Here is a 20,263-nt window from a genome sequence, read left to right as displayed (position 1 = left end):
TCCACCGTCCCGAGGACGCGTCCGGCCGTTCACCGGTGATCTTGTGCTTGCTACCGTCCGACCGGTCCGGCTAACCGGTACGGCAGCGGACGTACGGTAAATCTGGTTCAGAAGGTGATCGACGGTGACCATTGTGGGCGCATATTCGGTCGCAGTCGGGCACGACCCGGGTACGCATCCGGGTGCGCCGGGTTAGAAGGTGCTAAGCACGGGGCGGAATGCCTCCATGGGGACTGTTGACCACCATGGACACGGACCCTTCAACGAGGTAGGGGTGCTCGGGGAAGTAGTCGATGTGGAGGTGGCCGCCGTCCTCTGCGGTGGCTATGGCCTGCAGATTGTCGGCGAGGATCGCCCTGGCGGTGGGATCGCCGCTGATCACAAGGATCTGCCGCGGGGCGTCGAGATCGATACGGACCCCCGGGCCGTAAGCCTTCCTGATGTCGATCCCTGCCAAGGCGCCGCTGTCCAATGGAGACGTGGAGCTGATGAACCCGTCACCCTCGGCCACCGCACTTGCCAAACAGGCCAGTTCTTTCGCCGAAGCAGTGAGATCCACTTCGCCGAACACGGAGTCGGAAACCAGTCTCACGGGCAGCACTCCTTCGAGGTAGAGCTTCCATGATGCCTGCGAAGATCGTCCGCCATGGGCCCAGGCCAGCAGAGACGATCAGACGGGACCAGGTACATCGGAGCCATTCGTCTGGTGGCCGGGGCTGCTGGAGGGCGGTTACTCGCCGGGCTCGGACCAGATGGTCACGGAGAAGCGGGCGGTGCTGTTTTCGAGGCTCTTGTTGGTGACTTCCTGGGTGGTGAGGAGGACGGCGAGGTTTCCGTTGCCGCCGGTCTGGAGGTAGAGGCAGTAGCTGTAGCCGACCTGGATGGGCATGATTTTGTACTGGGAAGGGTGGCTGGTGGCCTCGGACTTGCAGGTCTTGGGGCCGATGGTGCCGGCCTTGGTGAGGCGGACGATGGTGTGGTCGTAGACCGGCTCGATGTAGGGGTCGCCACCGTCGGTGCCGCCGATGCGGAACTCGGCGCCGCCGCTGTTGGAGGTGGGGGGCTTGACGCCGAAGTTCATGCCGCTGTAGCCGACGGTTTCGGTGCCGCGGTAGAAGACGAGCCAGCCGTCGTTGGTGGTGGCGAGGGTGCCGGAGGTGGTTGTGCCGGCGGTGTCCGTGGCTACGGCTTCGGCGTTGTTGGCGGCAGGGGTGGCCGTGACCGTCGCGGTCGTGGTGGCGGTTGTGGTGACCGTGGCGGTGGCGGTCACGGTGGGGGCGGGGTTGCCGAGGGGGAGGACGTTGGTTTTGGCTTGGAGGGCGGCGCCGCCGGTGAGGCCGAGGAGGGTGGCGGCGGCGAGGATGAGGGCGGCCGTGCCGGAGAAGAGGGTGCCTAGGGCGGCGGCGCGGGCGGGGGCGGAGGAGCTGGGGGAGGAGGCGGGGGCGGTGGAGGCGTGGGTGCTGATGTGGATCTGATTGCCCGAGCCGGTGTTGGTGTGCGGGTTGGTGCCGTTGGTGGGTGGGGTTTCGGGTGGGGTGGGATTGGTCGGCATGGTCATGTGTCCCCCGGTGTGATTGAGAGTCAGATCGTTGCAGGCGGGAGGAGGAGCTGTCCCGCGATTTGGGTGAAATGTCGAAGTGTTACAGATCGTTTGGGGAGTTGGGGTTCGTCATGATTCGTGCGGTGGTTTTCGATGTCGGGGAGACGCTGGTCGACGAGACGTCGGTCTGGGCGGGGTGGGCGGACTGGATGGGGGTGCCGAGGCATACGTTCTCGGCGGTGCAGGGGGCGGTGCTGGCGCGGGGGCAGCACCTTTGGGAGACGTTCCGGGTGTTCAGGCCGGATTTCGACGTCCGGGCCGAGGCCGCGAAGCGCGAGGCGGCGGGGGTGGGGGACCGGTTCGGGCCGGAGGATCTGTACGGGGATGTGCGGGGGTGCATCGAGGAGTTGAGGGAGATGGGGGTGTGGGTGGGGATCGCCGGGAACCAGCCGGTGCGGGCGGAGGGGGATCTGCGGCGGTGCGGGCTGCCGGTGGAGCTGATCGCCACGAGTGAGGGGTGGGGGGTGAAGAAGCCGGACGTGGCGTTTTTCGAGCGGGTGGTGGCGGAGGTGCCGTACGAGGCGGGGGAGATCCTGTACGTGGGGGACCGGCTCGACAACGACGTGGTGCCGGCGCGTAAGGCGGGGCTGAAGGCGGCGTTGGTGCGGCGCGGGGCATGGGCGCACGTCAACGCGTTCGACCCGGAGGGGATCGCGGACGTACGGGTGGAGGGGCTCGGGGAGCTGCCGGGGTGGGTGGCGGCTACTCGGACTCGGGCGTGAGAGCGGCGCGGCGCCGGCGGTACCAGAGGGTGAGGGGGAGGGCTCCGGCGACGGCGCCGAGGGAGGGCTGGTCGAAGGTGGAGGGGACGGACAGGGTCTGCCAGTGGGTGACCGGCCAGGCGACGACGATGGCGCGGCCGATGACGTCGGAGACGGGGACGAAGCCGCCGTCGTTGCCCTGGAGGCGCTGGAAGCGGGAGTCGGCGGAGTAGTTGCGGTGGTCGCCCATGACCCAGAGCTTGCCCTTGGGGACGGTGACGGTGCCGACGGAGTAGTCGTCGCAGGGGGTGGAGCCCGGGAAGATGTACGGCTCGTCGAGGGCGACGCCGTTGACCTTGACGGGGGAGCCGGCGGTGCACTGGACGGTGTCGCCGCCGACCGCGATGACCCGCTTGATGAGGTCCTTCTCGTTGGCGGAGGGCATCAGGCCGACGAGGCTCAGGGCGGACTGGACGTCGCGCAGGACGACGTTGCTGCTCTGGGTGGAGGAGGTCTCGCCCTTGAGCCAGTTGTCCGGGTCGTGGAAGACGACGACGTCGCCGCGCTGCGGGGTGGATCCGAACCAGGGCGTGAGCTTGTCGACCAGGACCCGGTCACCCGTCTGGAGGGTGTTCTGCATCGAGTCCGAGGGGATGGAGAAGGCCTGCAGGAGGAAGGTCTTGATGAGCAGCGCCAGCACCAGGGCGGTCAGGATGAGGATCGGGAGTTCCTTGCCGAACCGGGCTTTCCGTCGTTCCGCGGCGGGTTCTGCCGGTGCCGGGACGGCTGCCTCGTCCAGCGTGTCGTTCATGGTGCTCCCCTGGGTTTTTACGTGGGCCTTCAGCCCCAACGAACGGGAGTTCCCGGCCGTGCCGCGCCCCGGGCGGTGACCGGAATGGTTCACCGGGCTCCGTCGGGTGGCCGGTTCCGTCCTCAATCGCCGGACGGGCTGAAATTCAGCCCGTCCGGCGATTGAGGACACAGCACAGCTGGCGGCTGCGCAACCCGGTGAGCCTTCAGGCCTGCCCTACTGTCCGAGGCATGACGGAGAATCAGATCAGGACACCGGTGGTGGAGGGGTTCGAGGCGGCGCTGGGGGCGTTGCGCAAGGCGCCGTACGGGAACGGGGACCCGGCGGTGGGGGAGGGGGAGGCGGCCGGGCGGGTGCTGGCGGTGTGGGAGGCGCTGGTGCGGCGGATCGAGGCGGGGTGGGGGTGGACGGAAGCGGAGTTCCGGGAGGGGCTGGGGGCCAGGGACCGGATTCCGGAGTACGCGCACGGGCTGGCGGCGCCGGTGGAGGCGCTGTTCAGGGAGGCGGTGGGGGAGGTCGACGGGGTGTTCGTGACCCTGACGGTGGAGGACGAGAAATGGCTCGCGGGCGAGGCCGCGCACGGCTGGTGGTGGCATCGTCGGCCGCGCATGGGGTGACGGCCCCCGGCTGTCAGACCGGCGCGGCACACTGAAGGTATGTGCCGAAGCATTAAGACCCTGCGCCCGCCGGTGATGCCCGAGGCCGGCGAGGAGGACATCCACGCGGCCGCGCTGCAGTACGTACGCAAGGTGTCCGGCTTCCGGGCGCCGGCCGCGCACAATCGGGAGGCCTTCGACCGGGCCGTGGCGGCGGTGGCTGCGGCCACCCAGGAACTGCTGGAGGATCTTGTGGTACGGGGGGCTCACCCGGCGCCGTCGGAGCGCAGCGCCTAGCGGTGACGGCCGCCGTAGGGGCCGTACGGGCCGGGCTGGCCGTAAGGGCCGGGCTGGCCGTACGGATTCTGCGGCTGCTGGTACGGCTGCGGTTGCGGCTGGTGCTGTTGCGGAAACGCCCCGTACCCGTACCCGGGCCCCTGCTGCCAGTGCGGGTGGCCGTAGGTCTGTTGCCCGTATCCCTGCTGGCCGTACCCCCACGGGGACGGCGGGTACGGCGGCCGGATGGTGAAGGCCGCCTGGGTGAGCGCGGGCTGGGCGATGGACTTGCGCTGCCACAGGTGGTGCAGCAGCTCCTGCTCGCGCGCGGCGAAGTCCGGCCCGGCGGCGCCCCGGGTGGCGCGGGCGCGGAGGAAGGCGAGGGAGGTGGCGAAGGAGACGTACTCGCGGACGGTACGGGCGGCGTCCTTGCCCTGGGTGCGGCGGGCGAGGTCGCGGGCGAGGCCGCGGGCCTTCATGGAGCCCAGGGCCACGGGTTCGGGGAGGCCTATCCAGCCGGCCATGGCGTAGACGGGGAGCTGGGTGCGGATGGTCTTGAGCTCGTGCGAGCGGGACCAGATCGCGAGCCAGACCAGCAGGCCGAAGAGCGGGATCATGATCGTCGCGTAGACGCCGAGGAAGCCGATCGGGGACAGGGACGCGGAGCCGTTCCAGGTGCCGTGCAGGAGCATCGCGAGCAGCCAGCCGCCGAGGGGGGCCAGCCAGCGGCGGGCCTTGCCGGGCGGGCTGATGGCGGCGATGGCGAAGCCTATGCCGGTGACGGAGGTGAAGAGGGGGTGCGCGAAGGGGGTCATCACGACGCGTACGAAGAAGGTCGCCGCGGTCGTCGAGACCCCGTTAGTCCCGTAGGCCTGGTCCTCGCCGAAGGCCGAGCCGAGGTAGAGGATGTTCTCGGTGAACGCGAAGCCGGTGGCGGTGAGCCCGGCGATGACGACGCCGTCCACGATCCCGGTGAAGTCCCGGCGCCGGAAGACGAAGAGGAGCAGGATCGCCGAGCCCTTGGCGCTCTCCTCCACCAGCGGGGCCACGAAGGTCGCACCCCAGGTGTCGGTCTGGGTGGGGGTCGTGGTGAAGGTCGTGGCGAGGAGGTGGGTCGCGTACTCGTTGGCCAGGATCGCGACGAGGGTCGCCGCGCACGCGCCCCACGCGAAGGCGAAGACCGCGTTCCGCCACGGCGTCGGCTCCACCCGGTCCAGCCACAGGAACGCCGCACCGAGCAGCGGGACGGGCAGGATCGCCAGCACCAGGCCGACGAGGAAGCCCTCGGTGCCGGTCTGCCGGCGGACCAGGGCCAGGATGATCACACCGCAGAGCGCCAGGACCGTGAAGAGCGCGACCACGCGCAGGGTCTTGTTCTCCCAGAACGGGCGGCGCGGCTTGTAGTGCCACTGCCCGGCCGGGGGCTCCGGGGGCTGGGCGGGGTACTCGGGGACGGCCGGGAGGTGCTGTGGGGGATGCTGCTGGTCGGACGAATGCGAGTACGAGGGCGAGGACACTCAATCGACCTTACGCGGTCGGGGCTGACGCCGTGCGGGCGTTACGGGTGAAGACCAGGTCATGCACCACGTGGCCCTTGGCCAGGCCCTGCTGCTCGAACTTCGTCATCGGCCGGAAGGCGGGCCGGGGCTCGGCGTAGCCGCTCTGCGTCGCGTACGCGTTGGTGAGGTCCGGGTCGGCCGACAGGACCTCCAGCATCTGCTCGGCGTACGGCTCCCAGTCGGTCGCGCAGTGCACGGTCGCGCCGGGGCGCAGCCGCGAGACGGCCAGGGCCACGAACTCGGGCTGGATCATGCGGCGCTTGTGGTGCCGTGCCTTGGGCCAGGGGTCCGGGAAGTAGACGCGCAGCCCGGCGAGGGAGTCCGGGGCCAGCATGTCGCGGAGCAGGATGATCGCGTCGCCGTTGGCCACCCGGATGTTGGACAGGCCGTCGCGCTCCGCGAGGGCGATCAGATTGCCCTGCCCCGGGGTGTGCACGTCGGCGGCCAGGATTCCGGTCTCCGGGTCGGCGGCGGCCATCCGCGCGGTCGCGTCGCCCATCCCGAAGCCGATTTCGAGGACGACCGGGCCGTCGGGCGCCAGGCCGGCGCCCTGGTAGAGGGCGGGCAGATCGAGCGTGCTGCCGTCGATGTCCACGCCCCATTCCGCCCAGTGCCGTTCCAGGGCTGCCGCCTGGCCGGTCGTGACCCGGCCGCGGCGCGGGTGGAAGGTGCGGATGCGGCGCTCGGAGTGCGCCTCGGGATGCGGGTGCGCGGCGGGACCGCCGGCGAAGCGGGGCGTGGGGGTGCGGGACATAGTGCGCCCAGTTTACGGGCCGCTGCTCACGGGCTTACGGTCCGCTTCCGACCGGCTGACGGGTCGCTTCTCACCGCCCTACGGGCCGCTGCTCACCGCACCGATGCCCACCGCGGCCAGTGCCCGGCGGGCCACCTCGCGCCCGATCGGCAGCGACGCGGTGGCGGCGGGGGAGGGCGCGTTGAGCACATGCACGAAGGGGCCGCTGCCCGCGAACAGGAAGTCGTCGACCAGCGTCCCGTCGCGCAGCACCGCCTGCGCCCGGACTCCGGCGGGCGCCGGGGTGAGGTCGTCGGGGGTGACCTCGGGCAGCAGCCGTCGCACGGAGGCGGTGAAGGCCCGCTTGGACAGTGACCGGTGGATCTCGGAGGTCTCGTAACGCCAGTGCTTGCGGGCGATCCGCCATGTGCCGGGGAAGGTGACGGTGTCCGCCACGTCCCGGGGCCGGACCGTCCGGCGGCGGTAGCCCTCGCGCGCCAGCGCCGGGACCGCGTTCGGGCCGACGTGGACGCCCCCGTCGATGCCCAGGGTGAGGTGGACGCCGAGGAACGGGAAGGCCGGGTCGGGCACCGGGTAGACCAGGCCCCGGACCAGCCCGCGGCGGGCGGGCACCAGTTCGTAGTACTCGCCGCGGAAGGGGACGATCCGTACGTCCTGGGCGTCCCCGGTGAGGCGCGCGATGCGGTCGCTGTGCAGGCCCGCGCAGTTCACCACGGCCCGGGCGCGGACCGGCGGTCCGGTCGTGGGCTCGACGATGACGGCGGCTCCGTCGCGGTGGATGGCCCGTACTTGCGTGCCGTAGCGGATGCGGGCGCTGCCGGTCTCGGTGGCGAGGCGGGCCAGGGTCCTGGTGACGGCCGTGTAGTCCACGATGCCGGTCGTTCCCACGTGGATGGCCGCCAGGCCTGTGACGTGCGGCTCGTACTCCTCGATCTGGGCCGCGCCCAGCTCCCGTACAGGGATGCCGTTCTCCCGGCCGCGTTGCACGAGGGCGTGCAGGCGCGGGAGCTCCTCGCGCTCGGTGGCGACGATCAGCTTGCCGGTGACCCGGTGCGGGATGTCGTGCGCCGTGCAGAACTTCACCATCTCCGCGGCGCCCTGGGTGGCGTACCGGGCCTTGAGCGAGCCCGGGCGGTAGTAGATCCCGCTGTGGATCACCCCGCTGTTGCGGCCCGTCTGGTGGCGCGCCGGGCCGTCCTCCTTGTCCAGCACGGTGACCGTCGTCCCGGGGGCGGCCTGCGTCAGCGCGTACGCCGTGGACATGCCGACGATTCCGGCGCCGATCACGGCGACGTCTGCGGTTTCCACGGGGGCACCACCCTTCCGGTGCGGCGCGTTACGGTCTGCGTGCGCTGGGTTTCTGCCCCGGCTTGCCCCTGCCTGAAACCCCGGGAGTCCGGGCGGAACCAAGCTCAGAGTGACAGCCGGTGTACGCCGCCCGCCACCGCGCGCTGCTCCGGGACGGCGGTGCCCGTCCAGCAGGACCCGCGCCGGGCGAGGAGCCGCCGCAGCCAGACCTCCGTGGCGACCAGATCGGCGAGGCCGTCCAGCGGCAGCGCCTCGCCGCTCGCCGCGGCCCGCAAGGCCTTCCGTACGACCCGGGCCTCGATCAGCCCGGCGTCGGCGAGCAGCGGCGCGTCGAACAGGTCGACGAGATCGCCGACCGCCGCCCGGAGCCCGGCCCGGCCCGCGACGGCCGCCGAGGCCATCGAGTTCGCGCCCCAGCCCGCCGGGAGGTCCCGGATCCCGGCCCCGGCGAGCACATCACGGAGTACGGAAGCCCGGGCGCCGGGCTGGACCCGCAGGGCCTCGGGCAGGGCGCGGCATGCGCGCACGACCTGGTTGTCGAGAAAGGGTGCGTGGAGCCGCTGGCTGCGCACTTCCGCGGCCTGCTCGAAGACGCGGTGGTCGGCGGCGTGGCGGGCGAGGACGGCGCGGGCACGGCGTTCGCCGGGGCGGCCGACGGGGCCGGGGCGGGCGGCGGCGTCGGCGAGGCGAACCGATACTTCAGCGAGGGCCTCGCCGGTGAGCCAGCGGGCGGCGGGGCCCGGCCGGCACCAGGTGAGGGCGGCGAGGGAGGCGGACAGGGCGCCGCCGGGACCGGCGAAGGGGCCGTCGAAGCGCCGCTCCATCAACTGCGCGGCGGCGTCCTCCACACCCTGTTGATAACTCGTGCGGGCCAGCCGCCGTGCCGCCCGGTAGACGGTGAAGGGGACGAGGGCCGAGCGCCCGGACAGCCCGTCCGCCCGGGCCAGTGCCGTCGCGGGCCGCCGCAGCTGCCACCGGTGGCGGTCCATGAGCAGGTCGGCGAGGCGCGCGGGGTGCGCGTCGAGCACCTGGCGGGCGCCGTGGCCGACGAAGTGGTCCGCACCGCCCGCCGCGAGCCGGCGCCGGTGCCGCTCGGCGATGACCAGCGAAGGGCCGGGCTCGTCCGTCAGCGGACCGTTGTCCAGGAGGTCGGCGTACGGCAGGGCCTCCTCGCCGCCGGTGACGACGACATGGTGCAGCCGGGGGTCGGCCGCCATACTGCGCGCCCGCTCCAGCTCGGCGGTGCCCGAACCGCCGCCGGTGGCGAGGTCGTTGAAGGTGACGGCGAGCAGCCGCTGGCCCGACGCCGCGCCGTGCCCGAGCGGTGTGCCCGGCATGCCCGGCAGTCCGGCGGCCAGCAGGGCGAGCGTGGCGGAGGCGGCCCCGCCGGACAGGTCGGCGCCGACGCCGGGGGCGGGGTCCTCGCCGGGCTCGGGTACGTAGCGGGGCTGGGAGAGCCGGGCGCGTACGGCGTCGACCAGGGCGTCGCGCACACCCGCGATCGCGCGGTCCGCGTCGGCGGTCGGGGCGCCGACGACGAGGGAGGCGCTGGGTTCGTAGTCGGCGATCTGCGGGGCGCCGTCGCGCAGGATCAGCGCATGTCCCGGCGGGACCCGTCTTACGCCCGCGTAGGGCGTGCCGTCGCCGAGCGCCTCGGGCGAGTCGGGGCAGGCGAGGAAAGCGGCGAGGTGGGTGACGTCGAGCGCGGCCTCGGTGAGGTCGGCCAGCGGCAGCGCGGCGGTGGCGTAGGCCGTGCCGTGCGCCCAGCGGGTGTGGAAGACCGGCCGGGCACCCGCGAGATCGCCGAGGACGGTGACCCGGCGGCCGATCTGGAGCACGGCGGTGTAGCTGCCGGGCCAGTTCGTCAGATGCCGCAACGCCCCGCCGCGCGCGGCGAAGAGGCCGACCCGCAGCTCACTGTCGGAGGCATGACATCGCCCGAGCACGGCGAGCCGGGCGATCGAACCCGAAGCATCATGCCCGTTACGGCCGTTACGGCCGTTGCTGCCGGGCCCGCCGCCGCCGTTGGCATTCGTCGGATAGCCGTTGCGCGGCTCCGCCTCGATCAGCCGGACCTCGTCCGGCCGCCAGTCACCCACCGCCCACAGCGGATCCGGATCACCCCACAGGATTTGCGCCCCGACAGGCATCACCGTACGTTCCGCCGCGGCGGCGCTGCTCCACCCCACCAACCACCGCATCGCCGCCTCCGCTTCCGTATGGGCAACATGCTGCCACGGAGCGGGGCGCAAAGGGGTGTATGAGGGCAGCAACAAGCGACCTGTCGACCTGCCGACGCGGGTGCCACCCGGCCGACTTGTGAGCGGGAGCTGCCCAACTCCCGTACCGGAAAAGCGACTTCGAACATCTTTACGGACTTGAAACGTCGCTTTCACGCCAAAATGTTTGACCTCGCAGAAATATTCTCAACGGCCCGCTAAGGCCCCTGTAAGAGCCCCTGCGGAGCCGCCGCATGCCGCGGTCCGGGAGGCGTGGCTGCGCCTCCCGGACCGGTCCGCCGCCCGCGGGGATTGTGGCGGCGGAGCCCCCTGGCCCGCCTGAACCCCCCCAAAGCCGCTAATGGGGGCCGCGGGCCGACCCACTTCACCATGGAAGCGCTCCCGCCGGACCGGGCCTAGAGCGCGCAGCCGGGCGCACGGCCGCATACGCCGGGAGCACGCGCCACCTGCAGTGCCCCGCGCCGGCCCTCCGGCAGCGCAGGAATCTCGCCATCCGGGACAACAGCTCTTAACGGTCGGGATGCGGCGAACTACGCTGGGTGCACCCGAGTTTGCGAACGCCCCGAAGTCTCCACAAGAGGAGTCGGGGCGGCCGTTCTTGCGTCGAGGGGGTGTTGTGGCGTGGCGCGATGTGACCACGTACGCGGCAGCCGCGCGTCCGGCGAGGAGTGCTGAGTGCTCATGACCATCAAGGAACACCGAGGGCCGAACGAGAAACTCGGCACCCTCCTCGCGCTGGCCGGCATCAGCAACGCCGGACTCGCCCGCCGGGTCAACGACCTCGGGGCCCAGCGCGGCCTGACGCTGCGCTACGACAAGACCTCTGTCGCCCGCTGGGTCACCAAGGGCATGATCCCCCAGGGCGCCGCGCCCCACCTCATCGCCGCAGCCATCGGTTCCAAGCTCGGCCGCCCCGTCCCCCTCCACGAGATCGGCCTCGCCGACGCCGATCCCGCCCCCGAGGTCGGCCTCGCCTTCCCGCGCGACGTGGGCGAAGCCGTCAAGTCCGCCACCGACCTGTGGCGCCTCGACCTCGCCGGCGGCCGCCGCGGCCCCGGCGCCCCGGGCGGCAGCGGCGGCTCCGGCTCCGGCATCTGGCAGTCCCTGGCCGGCTCCTTCGCCGTCTCCGCCTACGTCACCCCCGCGTCCCGCTGGCTCATAACCCCGGCCGACGCCCGCGTAGCCCGCGACGCCCCCGCCCCCGGCATGAACCACGTCGGCCACACCGACGTCGCCAAGCTCCGCGAGGCCGCCGAGGACGCCCGCCGCTGGGACTCCAAGTACGGTGGCGGCGACTGGCGTTCCGGCATGGTCCCCGAATGCCTCCGCGTGGAGGCGGCCCCTCTCCTCCTCGGCTCGTACAGCGACGACGTCGGCCGCTCCCTCTTCGGCGCCACCGCCGAGCTCACCCGCCTCGCCGGCTGGATGGCCTTCGACACCGGCCAGCAGGAAGCCGCCCAGCGCTACTACATCCAGGCCCTGCGCCTCGCCCGCGCCGCCGCCGACGTCCCGCTCGGCGGCTACGTCCTGGCATCGATGTCACTCCAGGCCACCTACCGCGGCTTCGCCGACGAGGGCGTGGACCTCGCCCAGGCCGCCCTGGAGCGCAACCGCGGCCTCGCCACCGCCCGCACCATGTCCTTCTTCCACCTGGTCGAAGCCCGCGCCCACGCCAAGGCCGGCGAAGCCGCCGCCTGCGCCGCGGCCATCTCCGCCGCGGAGGGCTGGCTGGAGCGGTCGAGAGACGGCGACGCCGACCCCGCCTGGCTCGGCTTCTACTCCTACGACCGCCTCGCCGCCGACGCCGCCGAGTGCTACCGCGACCTGCGCGTCCCCAGGCAGGTGCGGCGCTTCACCGAGACCGCGCTCGCCCGCCCCACGGAGGAGTTCGTCCGCTCGCACGGGCTGCGCCTGGTCGTCTCCGCCGTCGCCGAGCTCGAATCCGGCAACCTCGACGCGGCCTGCGCCGCCGGCACCAAGGCCGTCGAGGTCGCCGGGCGGATCTCCTCCGCCCGCACCACGGAGTACGTCCGCGATCTCCTCCACCGCCTGGAGCCGTACGGCGACGAGCCCCGGGTCGCCGAGCTGCGCGAACGCGCGAGGCCGCTCCTGGCGGCGCCGGCGTAGGGCTTCGCAACCCGGTGCACCCGGCGATGGCGAGCACCCCGACGCTGCTGGTCCGTGCGAAGGTCGGACGGGGGGGAATGGAATCGACCATTCCCCCGGTTGTACCCGTTCGGGGCAGGCACGTGCCCGTAGCAGACCGCCGTCGACCGCAGGAGGGCCCGAGACGTGAGCCAGTACATGGCCAAGGCCCAGGCACGCATCGCCCGGCGCATCGCCGTCGGCCGGCGCCCCCGCCGGGTGGCGATGCTCAGCGTGCACACCTCACCCCTCCACCAGCCCGGAACGGGCGACGCGGGCGGGATGAACGTCTACATCGTGGAGCTGGCGAAGCGCCTCGCGGACCTCACCATCGAGGTCGAGATCTTCACCCGCGCCACGACCGGCGCCCTGCCCCCCACCGTGGAGCTCGCCCCCGGCGTCCTGGTGCGGCACGTGGACGCGGGCCCGTACGAAGGCCTCGCCAAGGAGGACCTCCCCGCCCAGCTCTGCGCCTTCACGCACGGCGTGATGCGCGCGGAGGCGGGCCACCGCCAGGGCCACTACGACCTGGTGCACTCCCACTACTGGCTGTCCGGCCACGTCGGCTGGCTCGCCGCCGAGCGCTGGGGCGTCCCCCTGGTCCACGCCATGCACACCATGGCCAAGGTCAAGAACGCGGCCCTCGCCGAGGGCGACACCCCCGAGCCGCCCGCCCGCGTGATCGGGGAGACCCAGATCGTCGCGGCCGCCGACCGTCTCATCGCGAACACCGCCGAGGAAGCCGCCGAGCTGATCCGGCACTACGACGCCGACCCCGCCAAGACCGCCGTCGTCCACCCCGGCGTCAACCTCGACCGCTTCACCCCCGCCGATGGCCGCCACGCCGCCCGGGCCCGCCTCGGCCTGCCCCAGCACGCCGTGATCCCCCTCTTCGCGGGCCGGATACAGCCCCTCAAGGCCCCGGACGTCCTCCTGCGCGCGACAGCCGTCCTCCTCGCCCAGGACCCCGGCCTGCGCGAGCGCCTCGTCGTCCCCGTCGTCGGCGGCCCGAGCGGCAGCGGCCTGGCCAAGCCGGAACGCCTGCAGAAGCTCGCCGCGCGCCTCGGCATCTCCGACGTCGTACGGTTCCAGCCGCCCGTCGGCCAGGAGCAGCTCGCCGACTGGTACCGGGCGGCCACCGTCCTGGTCATGCCGTCCTACAGCGAGTCCTTCGGCCTGGTCGCCATAGAGGCCCAGGCCTGCGGCACCCCGGTGGTCGCCGCCGCGGTCGGCGGCCTGCCCGTGGCCGTACGCGACGAGCAGACCGGCTTCCTCGTCCCCGGCCACGACCCGGCGCACTACGCCGCCGTCCTGCGCCGCTTCATCGACGACCCCCACCTCACCGACCGCCTCGGCAACGCCGCCGCCCGCCACGCCCAGGACTTCGGCTGGGCCACGGCCGCCGCCGCGACCGCCGACGTGTACGCGGGGGCGATCACCGAGCGGCGCCGTCGCCTACGATCGCTGCATGGCTGAAGCAGTGGAAGCCGTAGAACAGGCCGTAGAACAGGCCCTGAAGGACGCGGACCTCAGCTGGGAGCGGGCCGAGGACGGGGCGTACGTCGTCGCCCTCCCCGGCACGCGCAAGCTGTCCACCACCGTCTCCCTCAAGGTCGGCCGGCACACCCTCTCCCTCAACGCCTTCGTCGTCCGCCGCCCCGACGAGAACCACGAGGCCTTCTACCGCTGGCTCCTCGAACGCAACACCCGCCTGTACGGCGTCGCCTACGCCATCGACCGCCTCGGCGACGTCTACCTCGTCGGCCGCCTCCCCCTCGCCGCCGTCACCCCCGACGAGGTCGACCGTCTCCTCGGCTCCGTCGTCGAGAACGCCGACGGCAGCTTCAACACCCTCCTTGAGCTGGGCTTTGCCTCCGCGATCCGCAAGGAGTACGAGTGGCGCACCTCCCGCGGCGAGTCAACCCGCAACCTTGACGCTTTCGCTCACCTCACCCGGGCCACCGGCGCCGACCGCCCCGGCGCCTGAGCCCTCCCGCAGCAGCACCGCGTACCCCACCGCCGCGACCGCGCCGACCCCGGCGCACCCCGCCCACAGGGCGTCCGTACCGGCGTGGTCGATGACGAAGCCCCCGATGAGCGGCCCGGTGAAGTTGGCCACCGACCACGACAGGCTGTACATGCCGCTGTAGCGTCCGCGCGCGTGCAGCGGCGAGAGCTTGGCGACGACGGCCGAGCTGGTCGGCATGTACACGATCTCGCCCATCGTCCAGACGCAGACGGTCAGCATGTACAGCGCTATGGACCCGGCGAACGCGGTCAGCCCGAGCCCGGCCCCGAACAGCACAGCACCCAGCGCGAGCAGCCGGGCCGGGCTGCGGCTCGTGGCGAGCTGGGTGAGGGGGATCTGGAGCAGCACGATCAGAATGCCGTTGGCGCTGATCACGATGCCGAAGTCGGTGCTGGACATCCCGTCCTGGCCCATCGCGATGGGCAGGCCGAGGCCGCTCTGCGCGAAGATCCCGGCGATGAGCAGGTTGAGCCCGACCAGGGCCATGAAGCGCCGGTCCCGCAGCGCCTCGCGCGTACCGGCCTGTGGCTCGCTCACGGCCTTCGGCGCCGTCACCGGCCGGGTCTCCGGCAGCTTGACGAAGACGACGAGCGCGCACAGCAGCGTCGTCGCGGCATCGAGCAGGAACAGCAGCAGATAGCCCTGGGCCGCGATCAGACCGGCCGACAGCGACGCGACCGAGAAGCCGATGTTGATGGCCCAGTAGTTCAGCGAGAACGCCCGCTGCCGGTCCGCCCCCGGCACCAGATCCGACAGCATCGCCTGAATCGCCGGCCGCGAGGCCTGCGCCCCGAAGCCCAGCGCGAACACCAGCCCCGCGATGGCCGTCCGTCCGGTCGCGAACCCCAGCGCCGCCGTGGCCCCCGCAGCCGTCAGCTGGGCCGCCAGCATCGTCGGCCGCCGCCCCCACCGGTCGGCCAGCACACCGCCGACCGGCGACGCGAGCATCCCGCCCAGCCCGAACAGGGACGCCACGAGGCCCGCGTACGAGGCGGAGTACCCGCGCTGCACCGTCAGGTACAGCGCGAGGAAGGTCACGACAAACGACCCGACCCGGTTGACCAGCGTAGATGTCCAAAGCCACCAGAAACCGCCCGGAAGCCCCCGCACCGCCCCCCGCACCGCCTCACGCATCGCCCGCCCCTTGTCCACGTAATGGTCACCAGCCGCTGGCGCAGCTTACGGTGGACACCCGAGGGAGGCCAAAAGGTTTTCTTTTAGACTCCTCGCATGGCAGAAGCTCCGTACAAGCTGATCCTCCTCCGCCACGGCGAGAGCGAATGGAACGCGAAAAACCTCTTCACCGGCTGGGTTGACGTCAACCTCAACGAGAAGGGCGAGAAGGAGGCGGTCCGGGGCGGCGAGCTGCTCAAGGACGCCGGACTCCTCCCCGACGTCGTCCACACCTCCCTCCAGAAGCGCGCGATCCGCACCGCGCAGCTCTCCCTGGAAGCCGCCGACCGCCACTGGATCCCCGTCCACCGGTCCTGGCGCCTCAACGAGCGCCACTACGGCGCCCTCCAGGGCAAGGACAAGGCCCAGACCCTCGCCGAATTCGGCGAGGAGCAGTTCATGCTCTGGCGCCGCTCCTACGACACCCCGCCCCCGCCCCTCGCCGACGGCACCGAGTTCTCCCAGAGCGACGACCCCCGCTACGCCTCCATCCCCCCTGAGCTGCGCCCGCGAACCGAGTGCCTCAAGGACGTCGTCCTCCGCATGCTCCCCTACTGGTACGACGGCATCGTCCCCGACCTCCTCGCCGGCCGCACCGTCCTCGTCGCCGCCCACGGCAACAGCCTCCGCGGCCTCGTCAAGCACCTCGACGGCATCTCCGACGAAGCCATCTCCGGCCTCAACATCCCCACCGGCATCCCCCTCGCCTACGAGCTCGACGCCGACTTCCAGCCCATCACCAAGGGCGGCACCTACCTCGACCCGGACGCCGCCGCGGCCGCCATCGAGGCCGTCAAGAACCAGGGCAAGAAGAAGTAACCAGTCCGGAAGAGGCCCCCTACCAGCGGTTTCTCCGCCGGTAGGGGGCTCTTTCGCTGCGCTGGGCCGTCTCCGGGCCGTCAATCCTTTCGGCGCCACTCGTAGACACCTGGCGACGTCTCGGCGACCTCACGGGGAAAGGCACCGCGAACGCCGTCGAGCAGAGCGCGCTGTTCGAACTCCCAGCCCGGCGCAGGAGCGAAGAGGGGCACCTGCACGGTCACTCCCGAAGACGGCGCATCATGCACGGACACCCAGATGCCGCCGGTGCTCTCAGGCTTGATCTTGAGATTTGGCGTCCGGCCGGAGTTCAACCACGAGACGGACTGGTGGGCTTCCAACCTGTCCAGTGCAGCATGCCCCACCTCTTGAGGAGGCTCTACCTCGAAATCGCCAACGGCGGCTTCGGACCGTGGCGAGTGGTGTCCCTGACCGACACCGGCAACTGGTTCAGCGACTGCGCCGACATTGCGATGGCCTGCCACCAGTTCGCCGCTCCCAACTACCCCCTCCCATCCGGAATCGTCCCGCTGATGGACCGAGGCTGTGCCATGTGGGCCCTGATCGACTTCCGTACGGCGGACGGGCAGATGTGGGACTGGGATCCCAACCTCTGCTGCCTGCCGCACGCTCTAGCCCCGCTCGAACAGTCCCTGGCCCAGTGGCTCACCGACTGGTTGCTCGACACAATGCCGCAAGGCCCTTACCAGCACCGTGAGTTGGCCACCAAGGACTGTCCCGGCCTGTGACTCCGGAGACTAGGACGGCGTCTCAGTTTCCGTCTCATTCAGCTTCGTTCACGGCCGTTCATACGAGACCCGAGGCCGAGTTGCCCTCCGCGACCATCCGCCCGTGAACCCAGGTGAACGGCCCTGCACATACCCCGCCACCCACCAACACAGTTGGAAAGCGTGTTGGGGGGAACCCCTCACGAGTTCGAATCTCGTATCTTCGGTGTGCGTCAGTTGCAGTTTTGGTTGCGTTTACAGGCGGCATTCGGGACATCTCGACAAACAGGCAGGCGCACGCCTCCGCGACTCCCGGCGGGCAGTCGGCAACAACCTGCACTGTGGAGGGCCTACGGAACTTGGCGGTAGATGTCGCGGCGGTTGCCGACGGCCAGGACCCACACGATCAACTGACCGTCCTCAACGGTGTAGACGACGCGGTAGTCGCCAACCCTGAGCCGCCAGCGGGCGCTGTGTCCTTGGAGGGCCTTGATGTCGAACGCCGTGGTGTCCCCCACATGCATCGCCTTCTGGAGTTCGGCCATGCGGTACAGGATGCGCAGGGCGTCCGGGCGCGGGATCTTGAGCATGTCCCGCTGGGCGTGCGGCGTGAAGCGTGTGACGTACCCCATCGGGTCAGCCCTGATCGGCGCGCAGCAAGGCGGCCATCTCTTCGAGCGAGACCGACCCCTCCGTGCCCTCGGACTCGGCTTCGTCGGCCAGCTGGTTGAGCCATGCCTCCTCGGCGTTCTCCGCGATCTCACGCAGGCGCTGGTACTCCTGGATGTCGATCACGACGGCTTCCTGCTTGCCGCGCCGGGTGATGATCGTCGGGGTTTGCTCCCGGCGGGCGCGATCGATGACATCCGCGAGGTGGCTGCGGACATCGGCCATGGACTCGACTACCGGATCACTCATGTCATGAATGTAGCAGATGTACATGAAGCGGGTCCGGATCGTACGCGTGCCACTGGGGCCGCGACCGGGCAGCCAGGATCGGGTGCGCCGTTCCGCGAACCCGGCTCCGGCAGACCCCAGGGGCGCTTCGCCACCGGACTTCGAGGGGGTAAGCGGTGAAGGTCGCCACAAGAGTCGGGTCGTTGAAGGCGGTGATCCGGGCGATGCGGTACCCACGCAGGGTCAGGACCTGGATGCCGTAGGGCTCGTACCGGCCGTCGCCCGTGTGGTGGTGAACGATGACGGCAGGCTGGCCGTTGGCACGGGTGGGCGTCATCCGCCACAGGTCCGGACGCAGGACGCGGGCGGACAGGAAGCCCAGGACGGCGTGGCGGCCGGTGAACCAGGTCGGGGTCGGCGGCATCTCCATTTCGACGTCGGCGCGGAGCAGGTGCACCAGTGCGTCGGGGTCGGCGCGGGACGCCACGTTGTAGTAGATGCCGCCGTCGCGGTCGCGCGTGTTGCCGGTGAATGTGTCCCCATCCGGGCATGGACGTTGCCCGCCGCCATCGGCTCACCGCAGGCGGCACACGCCACCTCGGCGTGACTCTCCTGCCCGCAGACGTCATGGTGCGTCACCGCAGGCGGACCCGCGCGATCGAGCAGGGCCAGGGCGCAAAGGATGTCCGCCTCATGGCGGCCAGCCTACGGTTCGTCTGGACATAAGGCTCAGCAGGTAAAGCTGGCTGCGACGATCACACCAGGGATCGCCCCGACTCCCTTGACTCGACGACGTCAGCTTCACTCCTTCCATCTGATCAGTCCGCAAAAGTCCCACCGTGCCATTGGGTGAGCGGCGGCCTCCCGGCCCTTGCCAGGAGAAACCGAGCGGTTTACAGTGATCCCTATCCGAGGATTGTTGAACAATCCTCCTGGCATCCTCTTGCCACGTCTTGCGCTTGGACCGAGAAGGGACCGATGTGAGCAGGAACGAGAAGAGCGTGCCCCGCTCCGTCCAGGAAGCGGTGCACGCCTGCGCAGTCCGGGCCAAGCAGGGCTCGGCTGCCCTGGCCCGGGCGTCGGACGCGGAGATCGACACCGCTTTGCGCGCCATGGCGGAGCGGCTGCACACGGCACGCGGCACGCTGACGGCGGCGAACCAGGACGACCTGAGATCGGCCGAGTCCGGCGGAATGTCGAAGGCACTGCAGGATCGCCTGCGGCTGACCGGTCCGCGACTGGAGGACATGGCTACGGAGCTGCGTACGCTGGCGGATGTGCCGCACGAGCCGCGGGACAGCGTTCTCGAAGAACGCCCCGACGGCCTGGTCCTGCTGGAGCGCCGCCGCCCGGTGGGTGTCATCGGTGCGAACTTCGAGGCCCGCCCGAATGTGACTCTCGACGTCACCTCCCAGTTCCTCAAGTCCCGCAACGGCGGCGTGCTGCGCACCGGTTCGGCGGCCCTGCGCTCCTCCCAGGCCTTGATCGCCCACGTGATCACGCCGGCACTCACCGACGCGGGACTGGACCCGGACGCCATCCAGCTGGTGCCCAGCGAGGACCGAGCGGCGGCCTACGCACTGGTGTCGCTGCCCGAGACCGTCCCCCTGGTCATCCTGCGCGGCAGCGGCGAAAGCACCCGGGAACTCGGCCGCGCGGCCGCCCGCCACGGTGTGCGCACCCTGGCGCACGCGGACGGCGGCGGAGTGCTGTACGTAGGCCGGGACGCCGACGAGAAGATGGTGCATGAGCTGGTCAGCAACAGCCTGGACCGGCTGGGCGTCTGCAACCGGCTCAATCTGCTGCTCATCGACCGGGCTGTCTACGAAGGGCTGCTGCCGGGCCTCCTGAAGGCTCTCGAAGGCCTGGGCATCGCGGCGTCGTTGCCGCCGCACACCCACGCGCGCGGTTACGAGTGGTCGCTGGACTCCGAGCATGCCGCAACGGTGACGATCGACGCCGCGGACGGCCCCCTCGAAGCAGCGCGGATCGCGAACGAAGAGACCTCCGGGCTTGCCGCTGCGGTGATCACACAGGATTCGGACGCCGCTGCCCAGTTCATGGACGCCTACGGTGGCTCAGGCGTCTTCTGGAACTCCACCACGCGTCTCCTCGACGGCTTCAAGCTCCTGCACCTGCCGGAAACCGGCATCAACATCGACCGCGTCCCCGGCCCTCGCGGCCCCGTCACCTACCGAGACCTGTACCTGCGCCAGTACGTCGTCCGGCCCGCGACGTCCATGCGCATCTGAGCCGATACCGCACCGGAGTCGATTTCAGCCGGTCCAGGAAGGCCTCGACGTCAGCCGGTCCTCGCTCGCCCCGCGCCTAAGGCCCAGCATGTCCCGCTTCAGCACCGTGCAGTGCGACAGCGCCGCCACCAGCAGGTCCACCTTCGAGCCGTAGTCGTACGGGCTCGACGTGGACAGCCCGGTCGCGGCGGCGGTATCCGCCATCGGCGCGTCGGAGTAGTCCTCCCGCCAGAGCAGCCGCATCACGGCGTCGAGGACCGGATGGTCCAGACGTCGGTCCAGCGCACAGGATGTCCTGGAGGCGGCCGGACGGGTGAGGAAGACTTGGGCGGCGCTCACCGGGTGGCAGTCGTCCGCCTGAGGAGGCGGTTCCAG

22 protein-coding genes are annotated in these 20,263 nt (G+C 71.1%); 9 read left to right on the top strand and 13 right to left on the bottom strand.

Translation table 11 applies throughout. The features are described from left to right. Positions 1–202: 202 nt before the first annotated feature. Entirely contained in the window at positions 203–592 is a 390-nt protein-coding gene (locus tag OG607_RS19725; RefSeq protein WP_405724768.1) for a hypothetical protein, read from the bottom strand. 138 nt (positions 593–730) lie between these two features. Continuing rightward, complete coding sequence (locus OG607_RS19720; protein WP_405724765.1) at positions 731–1,552, bottom strand: hypothetical protein; 822 nt, start codon at positions 1,550–1,552, stop codon at positions 731–733. 131 nt (positions 1,553–1,683) lie between these two features. On the opposite strand from OG607_RS19720, the gene OG607_RS19715 reads away from it, so the two are divergent. Next, on the top strand, positions 1,684–2,322 hold the full coding sequence (locus OG607_RS19715; protein WP_405724762.1) for an HAD family hydrolase: 639 nt from the start codon (positions 1,684–1,686) through the stop codon (positions 2,320–2,322). On the opposite strand, the gene lepB is transcribed toward OG607_RS19715, so the two are convergent. Continuing rightward, on the bottom strand, positions 2,303–3,112 hold the full coding sequence (gene lepB / locus OG607_RS19710; protein WP_405724759.1) for a signal peptidase I: 810 nt from the start codon (positions 3,110–3,112) through the stop codon (positions 2,303–2,305). The genes OG607_RS19715 and lepB overlap by 20 nt on opposite strands. Before the next feature lie 230 nt (positions 3,113–3,342). On the opposite strand from lepB, the gene OG607_RS19705 reads away from it, so the two are divergent. Both OG607_RS19705 and OG607_RS19700 read left to right on the top strand, forming a co-directional pair. Continuing rightward, complete coding sequence (locus OG607_RS19705) at positions 3,343–3,729, top strand: hypothetical protein (protein ID WP_405724756.1); 387 nt, start codon at positions 3,343–3,345, stop codon at positions 3,727–3,729. A gap of 39 nt (positions 3,730–3,768) precedes the next feature. Continuing rightward, positions 3,769–4,005: a DUF2277 domain-containing protein gene (locus OG607_RS19700; protein ID WP_405724753.1), complete on the top strand. Its 237-nt coding sequence runs from the start codon at positions 3,769–3,771 to the stop codon at positions 4,003–4,005. Here OG607_RS19700 and OG607_RS19695 read toward each other — a convergent pair. The 4 genes from OG607_RS19695 to OG607_RS19680 all read right to left on the bottom strand — a co-directional run bounded on the left by OG607_RS19695 (position 4,002) and on the right by OG607_RS19680 (position 9,806). Then, the gene (locus OG607_RS19695) at positions 4,002–5,501 is read right to left on the bottom strand and encodes a PrsW family intramembrane metalloprotease (RefSeq protein ID WP_405724750.1); all 1,500 of its coding nucleotides are present in this window, start codon (positions 5,499–5,501) and stop codon (positions 4,002–4,004) included. The genes OG607_RS19700 and OG607_RS19695 overlap by 4 nt on opposite strands. A 10-nt stretch (positions 5,502–5,511) precedes the next feature. After that, positions 5,512–6,297, bottom strand: a complete 786-nt coding sequence (gene trmB / locus OG607_RS19690; protein ID WP_405724747.1) for a tRNA (guanosine(46)-N7)-methyltransferase TrmB — start codon at positions 6,295–6,297, stop codon at positions 5,512–5,514. A gap of 78 nt (positions 6,298–6,375) precedes the next feature. After that, positions 6,376–7,605, bottom strand: coding sequence for an L-2-hydroxyglutarate oxidase (lhgO, locus tag OG607_RS19685; RefSeq protein ID WP_405724744.1), 1,230 nt, complete (start codon positions 7,603–7,605; stop codon positions 6,376–6,378). A 104-nt stretch (positions 7,606–7,709) separates the two neighbouring features. Further along, positions 7,710–9,806, bottom strand: a complete 2,097-nt coding sequence (locus tag OG607_RS19680; protein WP_405724741.1) for an asparagine synthase-related protein — start codon at positions 9,804–9,806, stop codon at positions 7,710–7,712. A 720-nt stretch (positions 9,807–10,526) separates the two neighbouring features. Here OG607_RS19680 and OG607_RS19675 point away from each other — a divergent pair. The 3 genes from OG607_RS19675 (at position 10,527) to OG607_RS19665 (ending at position 13,977) form a co-directional block, all read left to right on the top strand. Next, on the top strand, positions 10,527–11,972 hold the full coding sequence (locus OG607_RS19675) for an MFS transporter (protein WP_405724738.1): 1,446 nt from the start codon (positions 10,527–10,529) through the stop codon (positions 11,970–11,972). Between the two features lie 177 nt (positions 11,973–12,149). Beyond that, entirely contained in the window at positions 12,150–13,466 is a 1,317-nt protein-coding gene (gene mshA / locus OG607_RS19670) for a D-inositol-3-phosphate glycosyltransferase (protein ID WP_405736915.1), read from the top strand. Continuing rightward, complete coding sequence (locus OG607_RS19665) at positions 13,459–13,977, top strand: YbjN domain-containing protein (RefSeq protein ID WP_405724735.1); 519 nt, start codon at positions 13,459–13,461, stop codon at positions 13,975–13,977. The genes mshA and OG607_RS19665 overlap by 8 nt, the downstream gene beginning before the upstream one ends. Here the strand turns inward: OG607_RS19665 and OG607_RS19660 are convergent. Further along, the gene (locus OG607_RS19660; protein ID WP_405724732.1) at positions 13,909–15,153 is read right to left on the bottom strand and encodes an MDR family MFS transporter; all 1,245 of its coding nucleotides are present in this window, start codon (positions 15,151–15,153) and stop codon (positions 13,909–13,911) included. The genes OG607_RS19665 and OG607_RS19660 overlap by 69 nt on opposite strands. A 96-nt stretch (positions 15,154–15,249) precedes the next feature. Here OG607_RS19660 and OG607_RS19655 point away from each other — a divergent pair, with 96 nt between their 5' ends. Continuing rightward, a complete protein-coding gene (locus OG607_RS19655) occupies positions 15,250–16,011 on the top strand; it encodes a phosphoglyceromutase (RefSeq protein ID WP_405724729.1) in 762 nt (253 codons plus the stop codon). Between the two features lie 80 nt (positions 16,012–16,091). Here OG607_RS19655 and OG607_RS19650 read toward each other — a convergent pair whose 3' ends face one another. Next, on the bottom strand, positions 16,092–16,376 hold the full coding sequence (locus OG607_RS19650) for a DUF5959 family protein (protein ID WP_405724726.1): 285 nt from the start codon (positions 16,374–16,376) through the stop codon (positions 16,092–16,094). Here OG607_RS19650 and OG607_RS19645 point away from each other — a divergent pair. Beyond that, on the top strand, positions 16,368–16,760 hold the full coding sequence (locus OG607_RS19645; protein ID WP_405724723.1) for a hypothetical protein: 393 nt from the start codon (positions 16,368–16,370) through the stop codon (positions 16,758–16,760). The genes OG607_RS19650 and OG607_RS19645 overlap by 9 nt on opposite strands. Before the next feature lie 329 nt (positions 16,761–17,089). Here OG607_RS19645 and OG607_RS19640 read toward each other — a convergent pair whose 3' ends face one another. The 3 genes from OG607_RS19640 to OG607_RS19630 are packed head-to-tail and all read right to left on the bottom strand — an operon-like array spanning position 17,090 to position 18,123. After that, positions 17,090–17,371: a type II toxin-antitoxin system RelE/ParE family toxin gene (locus tag OG607_RS19640; protein WP_405724720.1), complete on the bottom strand. Its 282-nt coding sequence runs from the start codon at positions 17,369–17,371 to the stop codon at positions 17,090–17,092. 4 nt (positions 17,372–17,375) lie between these two features. Continuing rightward, positions 17,376–17,657, bottom strand: coding sequence for a type II toxin-antitoxin system Phd/YefM family antitoxin (locus OG607_RS19635; protein WP_405724717.1), 282 nt, complete (start codon positions 17,655–17,657; stop codon positions 17,376–17,378). Between the two features lies 1 nt (position 17,658). Continuing rightward, the gene (locus tag OG607_RS19630; protein WP_405724714.1) at positions 17,659–18,123 is read right to left on the bottom strand and encodes a hypothetical protein; all 465 of its coding nucleotides are present in this window, start codon (positions 18,121–18,123) and stop codon (positions 17,659–17,661) included. A gap of 493 nt (positions 18,124–18,616) precedes the next feature. Between OG607_RS19630 and OG607_RS19625 the strand changes: the two genes are divergently transcribed. Then, a complete protein-coding gene (locus tag OG607_RS19625) occupies positions 18,617–19,888 on the top strand; it encodes an aldehyde dehydrogenase family protein (RefSeq protein WP_405724711.1) in 1,272 nt (423 codons plus the stop codon). Positions 19,889–19,912: 24 nt separating this feature from the next. On the opposite strand, the gene OG607_RS19620 is transcribed toward OG607_RS19625, so the two are convergent. Then, positions 19,913–20,227, bottom strand: coding sequence for a TetR/AcrR family transcriptional regulator (locus tag OG607_RS19620; RefSeq protein ID WP_405724708.1), 315 nt, complete (start codon positions 20,225–20,227; stop codon positions 19,913–19,915). Positions 20,228–20,263: the final 36 nt, after the last annotated feature.

It is taken from the genome of Streptomyces sp. NBC_01537, assembly GCF_045040445.1.
Classification (GTDB): domain Bacteria; phylum Actinomycetota; class Actinomycetes; order Streptomycetales; family Streptomycetaceae; genus Actinacidiphila.
This window is presented reverse-complemented; position numbering and strand designations above follow the sequence as displayed.